Genomic DNA, 11515 nt, shown 5'->3' with positions numbered 1-11515 from the left:
AGGGGGGACCCTGTGGGAGAGTAGGACACCGCCGAACAATCATTGTGGGAAAGCCCCGCACCTTCTGGTGCGGGGCTTTTCTGCGTTCCGGACCCAATCCCTTCGGGAGGGATCCGGGGTGGGGCGTTCAGAGGCGGCCAGCCGCTTTCAGGGCGAGGTAGGCGTCGGCCAGGGCGGGGGCGAGGCTCTCGGGCGTGGCATCGACGACCGTCACGCCGTGGCGGCGCAGGTGGTCGGCGGTGCGGGAGCGCTGGGAGTGGGTCTGGGTGGCCGCGGCGGCCTCGTAGACGCCGTCGAGAGAGCCGCGGGTCGCCGCCATGCGGGCGATGTGGGGATCGGCGACGGAGGCCACCAGGACCGTGTGGCGCTGGGTGAGCTGAGGCAGGACCGGCAGCAGGCCCTCCTCGATGGGAGCCGCGTCGAGGCTGGTCAGCAGGACGACGAGGGAGCGGCGTGGGGCGCGCGCGAGAGCGGTCGCGGCGAGGCCGCGGGCGTCCGTCTCGACCAACTCGGGTTCGAGTGGGGCGAGGGCGTTGACGACGGCCGGGAGGACGTCGCCGGCGGAGCGGCCCTGGACCTGGGCGCGGAGGCGGCGGTCGTAGGCGAGGAGGTCCACGCGGTCACCCGCGCGGGAGGCGAGCGCGGTGAGGAGCAGGGCCGCGTCCATGGAGGCGTCGAGGCGGGGGATGTCGCCGACGCGGCCGGCGGAGGTGCGGCCGGTGTCGAGGACGATCAGGACGTGGCGGTCGCGTTCGGGACGCCAGGTGCGGACGGCGACCGTCGACTGGCGGGCCGTTGCCCTCCAGTCGATCGAGCGGGTGTCGTCGCCGGGGACGTACTCGCGGAGACTGTCGAACTCCGTGCCCTCGCCGCGGATCAGGACGCTGGTGCGGCCGTCGAGTTCGCGGAGCCTGGCCAGGCGCGACGGCAGGTGCTTGCGGCTGGTGAAGGGGGGCAGGACGCGGACGGTCCAGGGGACCTCGTGGTTGCCCTGGCGGGCGGCGAGGCCGAGGGGGCCGTACGAGCGGATGGTGATCCGCGCGGCCTGGCGGTCGCCGCGGCGCGTGGGTTGGAGGCGCGTGGTGAGGCGGCGGCGCTCGCCGGCGGGGACCTTCAGTTTCCGGCGGGACGCGGTGTGCTCGGTGCCCGGGAGCCAGCTGCTGGGCGGCCAGGCGTCGCGGAGCTGGGCACGGAGAGGCCGGCCGGACGGGTTGGTGACGGCGAGGTGGACCTCCGCCGCGTCACCGAGTCGAACGGATGTATCACCACTTCGGGTGAATTGCAGCTTTCGTACTGGCGCGGCCAGGGCGTAGTCGCACAGAATTGCTAGTGAGAGAGGCGCGTTCACCGCGAGCATCCCCGTCCAGCTGGGGGCGAGGATGCCGACGGGGAGCGATCCGAGGGCCGCGAGCAGCGCGGTTCGTCCGGTGAGGGCCATGGGGCGCCGTTCTCAGCGGGGGACGGGGACGTGGGCGAGGATCGAGTTGATGACGGAGTCGGGGGTGACCCCCTCCATCTCGGCCTCGGGCCGCAGGTGGAGGCGATGACGCAGGGTGGGGAGAGCGAGGGCCTTCACGTCGTCCGGGGTGACGTAGTCCCGGCCGGTGAGCCAGGCCCAGGCGCGGGCGGTGGAGAGCAGGGCGGTGGCGCCTCGGGGGGAGACCCCGAGCGTGAGCGAGGGGGATTCGCGCGTGGCACGACAGATATCGACGACATAGCCGGCGATCTCGGCGGAGACCGAGACCTTGGCGACGGCGGCACGGGCCGCTTCGAGCTCGGCGGGGCCGGCGACGGGGCGGACGCCCGCGGCCTTCAGGTCGCGGGGGTCGAAGCCCTCGGCGTGACGGGTGAGGACCTGGATCTCGTCCGCGCGTGAGGGCAGAGGCACCGTCAGCTTGAGGAGGAACCGGTCCAGTTGGGCCTCGGGGAGGGGGTAGGTGCCCTCGTACTCGACGGGGTTCTGGGTCGCTGCGACCAGGAACGGTTCGGGGAGGAGGCGGGGGGTGCCGTCGACGGTGACCTGGCGTTCCTCCATCGCCTCCAGGAGGGAGGACTGGGTCTTCGGGGGCGTGCGGTTGATCTCGTCGGCGAGCAGCAGGTTGGTGAAGACCGGGCCGGGCTGGAAGGAGAACTCCGAGGTCCGGGTGTCGTAGACCAGGGAGCCGGTGACATCGCTGGGCATCAGGTCGGGAGTGAACTGGACGCGCTTGGTGTCGAGTTCGAGTGCACTGGCGAGTGAGCGGACCAGCAGGGTCTTGGCGACACCGGGGACTCCTTCGAGGAGGACGTGTCCCCTGCAGAGCAGGGCGACGACGAGACCGGTGACGGCGGGGTCCTGGCCGACCACGGCCTTCGCGATCTCGGTGCGCAGGGCCTCCAGTGAGGCGCGGGCGCTGTCCGAGGTCGTCACGGTCTCGGGGGTCGGGGCGCTCATGAGGTGCGTACCTCTCTTTCGAGGGCGTCGAGTTGGTCCGCCAGGCGGATGAGGGTGGCGTCGTCGGCGGGAGCCGGGCCGAAGAGGAGGTCCCGGGGGTCCGTGGTGGTGCCGGGGAGACGGGAGGAGAGTGCGGGGAGGAGGCGCTCGGGGGAGTGGGCGTCCTGGGCGGCGACGCCGAGCAGGGGTGCGAGGCGGGTGCGGGTCGCGGTGCGCAGGACGGAGGCGGCGCGGTCCCGGGCGTCGGCCTTGCGGTAGAGGCGGGCGCGGCCCTCGGTGGCCTCGGAGGCGCGGAGGGCGACCGGGAGTCGTTCGGTGACCAGGGGGCCGAGGCGGCGGCCGCGCCAGAGGGCGGCGAGCAGGGCCGCGACTGCGAGCTGGAGGGTGCCCCACAGCCAGCCGGAGGGGATCAGCGAGAGGAAGTTGTCCGTGGTGTCGCCGGCGGAGTCGTCGGTGGGGGCCGAGGCGTCGGCGAGAGAGGGGAGGTACCAGACGAGATGGGGTCGGGAGCCGAGGAGTTGCAGGGCGAGCGAGGCGTTGCCCTGCTGGTCGAGGCGGTCGTTGGAGAGGATGTCGGGCGAGCCGAGGAGGACGGTGTCGGTGGTGCCGGGGCCGGGGAGGCGGACCAGGGTCGGCAGGCCGCCGGAGGGGTAGCAGGCGTCGGCGGTGGTGCCGGGGTCGGTGAGGTAGCGCTCGCCGCCGAGGTCGACGCTTCCGGCGCGGTCGGCGGCGGGAAGGGTGCAGGAGGGGACGAGGTTCCGCACGGGGGTGCTGGACGCGCTGGTGACCTCGGGGGCCAGGGTGTCGAGCGAGGCGGTGCCGGCGCCGACGAGGACGGTGCGGCCGGTGGAGCGGGCCATCGTCGATCGGAGGGTGGCCTGCTGGGTCTCCGTCAGCAGGTCGGGGCTGGTGACCAGGAGGGTCGAGTCGGGACCGGTCGCGGAGGTGGCCTCGTCGAGGGTGGTGGCGAGGGTGATCGCCACGTCGCGGTCCTTGAGGAGTTCGGCGAGGGCCCGGCTGCCGGAGGGGTCGGCGGATCGGGGGTCGAGGGCGCCGTGGGCGTCGGTGGAGCGCACCGTCGCGAGGGCGACGCCGCCGATCAGGACGAGGGCGACGACGAGGGCCGCGCCCCGGACACGGGTCCAGACGCGGCGGGCGGAGGGGGCGGTCGACGTCGAGGCGGTCGCGGGGCGGCTCATGCGGGAGTCCCCGCCGAGGCGGTGTCGAGGGTGGGGCGGGTCCGCTCCAGGGCGGTGTCCAGCTGCTCGACACGGCGGTACGCGGCCTCGTCGGCCGTGCGGCCGCCGTATGTGACGTCGTCGAAGGCGCGGGCAGCGAGGCGCAGGTCGTCCGCGTGGGACGGCAGGGAGCGGCCGGCTTCGGCGGCGGCCTCGTCGGCGGTGCGGCCGGGGCGGGGATCGAGCAGGGTGCGCTCCTCGAGGGAGCGGACGATAGCCCGCATCCGTTCCTTGACGGCTTCGTTCCAGCGGCCGGCGGAGGCGTGGCGGGCGGCGGCGGAACGGTGGTCCCGGGCGGTGCGGGGGCCGTCGGCGAAGAGGGAGTCACCGGTGGTGCCGGGGGCCCGGTGCGGGGTGCCCAGGCGCCACCAGAGGGCGGCGACGAGGGCGCTCACGACCACGACGATGACGACAAGGCCGATGACGCCGCCCGGGGTGGCCTCCGAGGCGGCGCCGAACAGTTCGTCGAGCCACTCCCAGAAGCGGTCCAGGCCGCGCTGGAGGAGGCTCGGATCGTTCTGGTGGTACATCGGGTCGGACAGCTCCCGCTCCGCCGCCTCGCGGGCGGGGACGCGGGAGATGTCCACCGGTACGTCGCCGTCGGCGAGCAGCTGTGTGGGTGCTGCAGCGGTCGTTCCCCCCGTGACCGTCACCGCATCAGCCCCCGACGGCCCGGTCGCCGGGGGTGGTGGCGTAGCCGGGGAGCCCCGCGGCCCTGGCCAGGTCGAGGTCCAGGGCTTCACGGCGGATGCGCTGGTCGACGTAGAGCAGGACGATCACGCCGGCGGAGATCGGGTAGGTCACCGCGCTGATGATCACGCCGCCGATGCCGGTGACGATCAGGAACGGCCAGCCGAAGTCGGTGGTGGAGCCGGAGAGGAGGCCGCTGAAGCCGTCGCCGTCGATCGCGATGCCGACGATGGTGAACGGGATCGCGATGATCATCGCGAAGAGGAAGACCAGCAGCTGGGTGAGGAGCATGATCCCGAAGATCCGCCACCACGAGCCCTGCACCAGCTTGGCCGAGCGCTTCAGGGACCGGATCACACCCTGGCGCTCGAGCATCAGGGCGGGGGACGCGAGGCTGAAGCGGATCACCAGCCAGACGGCTGCCGCCAGGGCGCCGAGGCCACCGAGGGCGGCGAGGGCCACGCCGGGAGCGCCGCCGATCAGGAGCCCCGGGAGGAGGCCGACGAAGACGACGGCCGCGCCCAGCACGGCCAGGAACAGGGTCAGTCCGAGCAGCTGGAGCAGGCGGGGCCGGGCCTCCTGCCAGGCGGAGCCCAGGGAGACCGGGCGGCCGATGACGGCACGGCTGATGACGACGGTCAGCAGGGCCGCGCTGACCGTGGAGGCCATGAGCGTGACCAGCAGGGAGGGGGCCAGGCCGATCAGGGAGGACTGGAACGAGTCGAGGGCCTGCTGGATCTCCTCGGCGGGCGTGGCGTCCGGGCTGAGCTTCGGCGGCGCCGGGACGAGATACCGCTGGGCCAGGATGTCGACGGTCTGGGAGATCACCGCGACCGTGACCGTGATGGTCAGCACCGTGCGCCAGTAGGCGCGGAGGGTCTTCGCCGCGCCGTCGAGGATCTCGCCCATGCCGAGCGGGCGCAGCGGGATGACGCCGGGCTTCGCGGCCGGGGGCCTGCCCCAGTTCACGGGGGAGGGCGGAGCCCCCCGGTTCCCGCCCGGGCCGGGAGGCGGCGTCTGTCCGGTGGGCGGGGACCACTGGCCGGCGGGCGGCTGGTCCTTCGACCACTGGGGGGCGGAGCCGTTCGCGTCGGCCGGGGCGGTGGGGCGGGGAACGCCGGAGCCGTCCTGGTCGTCGGAGGGGGCGGATCCGGGCGAGGTCCAGCCCGGAGTGTCGTTCACGGTCGTCCACCTCGGAGGAATGGTCGCGGTGCCGGATCGGCGAAACCGGCTCGGTCACGGCGGCCGACACCTGACGCGGCGGCGGGCCGGGTGCCATCGTGCCACGCGGGGCCCGCGCGTGGGCCGGGGCCGCCGACTCGTTCGTACCTTCATCCGGACCTTCATTGTGGGAGCGGTAGGCGGCACACTGTGCGGATGCCCGATCAGGCCGCACGATCCGTGCGGTAGCGGGCCGAGCGGGGTGTGGTCGTCGAGATCGCGACCCGAGCTGGGGGAGGCACTGTGGGGCAGGTCACGACAGGTAACGATTGGCTAATGGGATGATGTCGATATGAAGGGACGCGTTCTTGTCGTCGACGACGACACCGCACTGGCCGAGATGCTCGGCATCGTGCTGCGGGGTGAAGGGTTCGAGCCGTCGTTCGTCGCGGACGGTGACAAGGCGCTTGCCGCATTCCGGGAGGCCAAGCCTGACCTGGTGCTGCTCGACCTGATGTTGCCCGGACGGGACGGCATCGAGGTGTGCCGGCTCATCAGGGCCGAGTCGGGTGTGCCGATCGTGATGCTCACGGCCAAGAGCGACACGGTGGACGTGGTGGTGGGCCTGGAGTCCGGGGCCGACGACTACATCGTGAAGCCGTTCAAGCCGAAGGAGCTCGTCGCCCGTATCCGGGCGCGGCTGCGGAGGTCCGAGGAGCCGGCGCCGGAGCAGCTGACCATCGGTGACCTGGTCATCGACGTGGCCGGGCACTCCGTGAAGCGGGACGGGCAGTCCATCGCGCTGACCCCGCTCGAGTTCGACCTGCTCGTCGCGCTGGCGCGCAAGCCGTGGCAGGTCTTCACCCGTGAGGTCCTGCTGGAGCAGGTCTGGGGATACCGGCACGCGGCCGACACCCGGCTGGTGAACGTGCACGTCCAGCGGCTGCGCTCGAAGGTCGAGAAGGACCCGGAGCGGCCGGAGATCGTGGTGACCGTCCGGGGCGTCGGTTACAAGGCGGGACCGAGCTGACATGACTGCAGGCAGTACTGCTCCGAAGCCCGGGGACCCGGGAGTCCGTACGGGGCGGACTGCCGGACCGGGGCGGGGGGGCTCGCGTTCCGGCCGTCTGCCACGCGGCGGACGGCTCCTCCAGGACGGGGCGCCGGGAGGAACCGTCTTCCGGCTCTTCGTCCGCTGGGTGCGCCGGCCCCTGCTGCCCGCCGTACGCCTGTGGCGGCGGAACCTCCAGCTGCGGGTCGTGGCGGGCACCCTGCTGATGTCGCTCGGCGTGGTGCTGCTGCTCGGCATCGTCGTGATCGGACAGGTCCGCAACGGCCTGTTCGACGCCAAGGAGAAGGCCGCGCAGAGCCAGGCCGCCGGCGGCTTCTCCGCCGCGCAGGACCGGGCCGCGACGACCCCCTCGGGCCCCGGCCAGCAGGAGGGTGTACGGGCGGGCGCGTCCGTGAACTGGCGCTCCACGCTCGTCGAGCAGCTCGCCAGTGGCGGTCAGAGCGCCTTCAACGTGGTCGCGCTCTCCCTCGACACCGGCGAGGCCGCCAGCCGCGGTGTCCGCGCCTCCGGCGAGGTCGACCCGACCACGAGCATTCCCGCGGAACTGCGGCACTCGGTGGCCCAGGGCACCGACACCTTCCAGCAGTCCACCCGGATCCACTACACCAACGGCAAGGCGTCCGAGCGCGGGCTCGTCATCGGCAAGCGGCTGAACGACTCCGAGGGCAAGCCGTACGAGCTGTACTACCTCTTCCCGCTCACACAGGAGGAGGACTCCCTCACCCTGGTCAAGGGCACGCTCGCGACCGCCGGCCTGTTCGTCGTCGTCCTGCTCGGCGCCATCGCCTGGCTCATGGTGCGCCAGGTCGTCACGCCCGTCCGGATGGCCGCGGGGATCGCCGAGCGGCTCTCCGCCGGCCGCCTCCAGGAGCGGATGAAGGTCACCGGCGAGGACGACATCGCGCGCCTCGGCGAGGCCTTCAACAAGATGGCCCAGAGCCTCCAGCTGAAGATCCAGCAGCTGGAGGAGCTGTCGCGGATGCAGCGGCGCTTCGTGTCGGACGTGTCGCACGAGCTGCGCACCCCGCTGACCACGGTCCGGATGGCCGCCGACGTCATTCACGAGGCCCGGGTCGACTTCGACCCGGTGACCGCGCGTTCCGCTGAGCTCCTCGGCGATCAGCTCGACCGCTTCGAGTCGCTGCTCTCCGACCTCCTGGAGATCAGCCGCTTCGACGCGGGAGCGGCGGCCCTGGAGGCCGAGCCGATAGACCTGCGCCAGGTCGTCCGCCGGGTCATCGGCGGCGCGGAACCCCTCGCCGAGCGCAAGGGCACCCGGATCGTGGTCGTCGGCGACCAGCAGCCCGTGGTGGCCGAGGCGGACGCGCGCCGGGTCGAGCGGGTGCTGCGCAACCTCGTCGTCAACGCCGTCGAGCACGGCGAGGGCCGGGACGTGGTGGTGAAGCTGGCCGCCGCGGGCGGAGCCGTCGCCGTCGCCGTCCGCGACTACGGCGTCGGACTCAAGCCGGGCGAGGCGACCCGGGTCTTCAACCGCTTCTGGCGGGCCGACCCGGCCCGCGCGCGCACCACCGGCGGTACGGGCCTGGGCCTGTCGATCGCCGTCGAGGACGCCCGGCTGCACGGCGGCTGGCTCCAGGCCTGGGGCGAGGCGGGCGGCGGTTCGCAGTTCCGGCTCACCCTGCCGCGTACCGCGGACGAGCCGCTGCGGGGCTCCCCGATCCCGCTGGAGCCCGAGGACTCGCGGCGCAACCGCGAGCAGGCGGCCGCGGGGCACGCCCAGGAAGCCGCGCGCCGGGTGGCGGTGCCCGCGCAGCCCGCCGGGGAGCGGCCCTCGCTCCCCGTGCCGCCGAGGCTGCCCGCGCCGTCGCGGGCGACCGTCGACCCGACGGCCCTGCCCGGCAGCGGCGCCCGGGTCGTGGCGCGCGCGGCGACGGAGACCGACGGCGGCGAGACGAGTACGGCGGGGGCCGGTGGGAACGGGAACGCGGAGCGGGAGGACGGGACACGTGGGCGCTGACTCCCGAGCGGAGCACGCGGGGCGGGGCAGGGCGACACGCGGAGCGGTGCTGGCCGCGTGCGGCGGTCTCCTGATGACCGCCTGCGCGACGATGCCCGACAGCGGTGACGTCCAGGCGGTCAAGGGGGCCAACCCCGGCGACTCGCAGGTGCGGGTCTACGCCGTCGCACCGCGCGACAACGCGGAGCCGGACGAGATCGTCGACGGCTTCCTGGAGGCGATGACGAGTGACGACCCAGGGTTCGCCACCGCCCGCAAGTACCTGACGAACGACGCCGCGCGGAGCTGGAAGCCGGAGCAGAGCATCACCGTGCTCACCACCGCGCCCGACCGCGAGCAGGCCGACCGCAACGCCGACCCCGAGAACCAGGGCCGTGCCTACCCGCTCTCCGGCCGCAGGATCGCGACCGTGGACGCCCGGCACGCCTACCAGCCGGTCAGTCCGGCCGAGTACGTGCAGTCGATCCACGTCGTGCAGCAGCCGACGGCGAACGGCAAGGGCAAGGAGTGGCGCATCGACAGCCTCCCGCCCGGCCTGGTGCTCGGCGAGGCCGACTTCCTGCGCAACTACCGTTCGGTCAACAAGTACTACTTCGCGTCCGGGGAGGACTGGGTCGTCGCCGACCCCGTCTACATCCGGCAGCGGCAGGACCCCGTCACCCGGATGGATCCGGTGACGCAGACGGTCAAGGCGCTCCTCGAAGGCCCGACGAACTGGCTGAAGCCCGCCGTCGACTCGTCGTTCCTCTCCGGTACGGAGCTGAAGGAGGGCGTCACCACGCTGACCCCGGACGACCAGTCCACGCTGCGGGTGCCGCTCAACGCCAAGGCGGACCGGGTGGGCGGCGACGCGTGCCGGCGGATGGCCGCGCAACTGCTGTTCACCCTCGGGGACCTGACGTCCGTGCGGGTCGAGCAGGTGGAGCTCCTCGGGTCCGGCGGCCAGTCGCTGTGCCGGCTGGGCAAGGGGCAGGCCGCAGAGTTCGCCGCGGTCCGCAACGCGGACCGGGAGGAGAACCCGTACTTCGTCGACGGGCACGGCAAGCTGATGATGCTGATGCTCGGCGCCAAGGAGGCCGCCGCGCCGGCCGAGGTGCCGGGGCCGCTCGGCAAGGCCGGCCTGCAGCTCGGCTCCGTCGCCGTCGACCGGGGCGAGACCCGGGCCGCCGGGGTCGGCGCGGGCGGCCGCGAGCTGTTCGTCTCCTCGATCACCACGGAGCAGGAGACGCCGGCCGCGATCCTCCGGAGCAAGGCCGCCAAGCCCGAGGACCGGCTGTCCGCGCCCAGCTGGGACGGCCGGGGCGATCTGTGGGTCGCCGACCGGGATCCCGCGGCGCCCCACCTGTGGATGGTGCCGGACGGCACCGGCGAGCCCGTCGAGGTCCGCACGCCCTGGCTGGACGCCGACGCCCGGATCGAGTCCCTGCGGGTCTCGGCGGACGGCGTCCGGATCGCGCTGGTGGTCACCCGGGGCGACCGCACGACCCTGCAGATCGGCCGGGTCCAGCGGCAGAACTCGGGCGACGAGCCCGTCGTCTCCGTCCTGGACCTCCAGCCCGCCACGCCCCGGATGGAGTCGGTCACGGCCGTCTCCTGGGCCGGTCCGAGCCGGCTCGTCGTGGTCGGCCGGGAAGCGGGCGGCGTCCAGCAGATCCGGTACCTCCAGACCGACGGCTCGACCTCGACGACCTCGGTGCTGCCCGGACTGGACGGGGCCATTTCCGTCGCCGCGCCGCACAACGACAAGTCGTCCGTCGTCGCCGACTCCGGCAACGACGGCATCGTCCGGCTCGCGCCCGGGACCAACTGGCAGCCGGTGCTCAAGAAGGGCACCTCACCGGTCTATCCGGGCTGATCGACGAGACCCCCCAGGGGCCTGTCCGGAAAGTCACGCCCGGCCCTCCGGGCAGACGGCGCTGTTTTCCGGACAGGCCCCGGGCCCTGTCCGGCTCCGGCGGGCTCGTGAGGTACCGGGCAGCCGCCCGTGGCAGCCGGTCCAAGGGGCGGCTCCCGCAGGGGTGGCCGGGGTGCGCCGAGAGCCGGCCGGCCGTGGCGGCCGGGTCCGGGGGCGGGTTTTCCACAGGGGTGGCCGGGGCGGGCCGAGAGGCGCACAGTGGAGCCATGCGGGGGTGGTGGCGGGAGATCGCCGGGCTGGTGCTGCCGGTCGCCTGTGGAGGCTGCGGCAGCCCCGGGACAGAGCTGTGCTCGTCGTGCGCCGGCGCGCTGAGGGGTACGGGGCCGAGCCGGGTGCGGCCGTCGCCCGAGCCGGCCGGACTGCCCGAGGTCCATGCCGCCGCGCCGTACGCGGACGCCGTACGGGAACTGCTGCTCGCCCACAAGGAGCGGGGGGCGCTCACGCTGGCCCGTCCCCTGGGCACGGCCCTGGCCGCCGCCGTGGAGGCCGCTGCCGGGGTGCCAGAGGGCCTCGGAGCGTCGCCGCTGCTCCTCGTACCGGTGCCGTCCTCCCGGCGTTCCGTACGGGCACGTGGGCACGATCCGACGCGGCGCGTCGCGCTCGCGGCGGCCGCCGCGCTGCGGCGGACGGGACGGGCGGCACGGGTCGTTCCGGTGCTGCGCCAGCGGCGGCACGTGGCCGACCAGGCGGGGCTCGGAGCGGCGGCACGGCTCGCGAACCTGGCCGGGGCGCTGGAGGTCGTGCCGGGCGGCGCGCGGCTCCTGACGGCGGGACGGGTGGTCCTCGTGGACGACCTGATGACCACCGGGGCGTCGCTCGCGGAAGGGGCGCGCGCCCTCTCCGCCGTACACCTTCCGTTCACCGTTCACGGAATACCGCACGGTTTACCGGCCGGTTCACCGCAGGACGGATTCGAACAGCGGGTGGCGGCTGTAATCGCATCCTCTCCCGCTTCGTTCGGAATAAACCGGAACTCGCCGGGAACTTGGATCGTTGCAGGTGGTGAGTGGTGAAAGCATCCGATCGG

General features: G+C 73.5%; 9 protein-coding genes. 4 read left to right on the top strand and 5 right to left on the bottom strand.

What is annotated here, in order from left to right:
• Positions 1-127 precede the first annotated feature (127 nt).
• Genes AC067A_RS31475 through AC067A_RS31455 form a run of 5 tightly spaced genes read right to left on the bottom strand, consistent with a single transcriptional unit; the run spans position 128 to position 5544 of the window.
• A complete protein-coding gene (locus tag AC067A_RS31475) occupies positions 128-1438 on the bottom strand; it encodes a DUF58 domain-containing protein (RefSeq protein ID WP_479246218.1) in 1311 nt (436 codons plus the stop codon).
• A 12-nt stretch (positions 1439-1450) separates the two neighbouring features.
• On the bottom strand, positions 1451-2434 hold the full coding sequence (locus AC067A_RS31470; RefSeq protein ID WP_479246217.1) for an AAA family ATPase: 984 nt from the start codon (positions 2432-2434) through the stop codon (positions 1451-1453).
• A complete protein-coding gene (locus AC067A_RS31465) occupies positions 2431-3633 on the bottom strand; it encodes a DUF4350 domain-containing protein (RefSeq protein WP_479246216.1) in 1203 nt (400 codons plus the stop codon). Before AC067A_RS31465 ends, AC067A_RS31470 begins: the two co-directional genes overlap by 4 nt.
• Positions 3630-4325: a DUF4129 domain-containing protein gene (locus AC067A_RS31460; RefSeq protein WP_479246214.1), complete on the bottom strand. Its 696-nt coding sequence runs from the start codon at positions 4323-4325 to the stop codon at positions 3630-3632. Before AC067A_RS31460 ends, AC067A_RS31465 begins: the two co-directional genes overlap by 4 nt.
• A gap of 4 nt (positions 4326-4329) precedes the next feature.
• On the bottom strand, positions 4330-5544 hold the full coding sequence (locus AC067A_RS31455; protein ID WP_479246212.1) for a DUF7847 domain-containing protein: 1215 nt from the start codon (positions 5542-5544) through the stop codon (positions 4330-4332).
• Positions 5545-5875: 331 nt separating this feature from the next.
• Here AC067A_RS31455 and mtrA point away from each other — a divergent pair, with 331 nt between their 5' ends.
• The 4 genes from mtrA (at position 5876) to AC067A_RS31435 (ending at position 11501) form a co-directional block, all read left to right on the top strand.
• Positions 5876-6553, top strand: coding sequence for a two-component system response regulator MtrA (gene mtrA, locus AC067A_RS31450; RefSeq protein WP_010356958.1), 678 nt, complete (start codon positions 5876-5878; stop codon positions 6551-6553).
• A gap of 1 nt (position 6554) precedes the next feature.
• The gene (gene mtrB / locus AC067A_RS31445) at positions 6555-8573 is read left to right on the top strand and encodes an MtrAB system histidine kinase MtrB (RefSeq protein ID WP_479246210.1); all 2019 of its coding nucleotides are present in this window, start codon (positions 6555-6557) and stop codon (positions 8571-8573) included.
• On the top strand, positions 8563-10428 hold the full coding sequence (locus tag AC067A_RS31440) for an LpqB family beta-propeller domain-containing protein (RefSeq protein ID WP_479246208.1): 1866 nt from the start codon (positions 8563-8565) through the stop codon (positions 10426-10428). The genes mtrB and AC067A_RS31440 overlap by 11 nt, the downstream gene beginning before the upstream one ends.
• Positions 10429-10694: 266 nt before the next feature.
• Positions 10695-11501 carry a ComF family protein gene (locus tag AC067A_RS31435; protein ID WP_479246206.1) on the top strand — a complete coding sequence of 269 codons (807 nt, stop codon included), beginning with the start codon at positions 10695-10697 and terminating at the stop codon, positions 11499-11501.
• The last annotated feature ends 14 nt before the right edge of the window (positions 11502-11515 follow it).

The sequence above is a fragment of the Streptomyces sp. NPDC043176 genome (genome assembly GCF_056436715.1).
The sequence above is the reverse complement of the archived record's forward strand: the minus strand, read 5'-3'. Positions and strand labels throughout refer to the sequence as shown.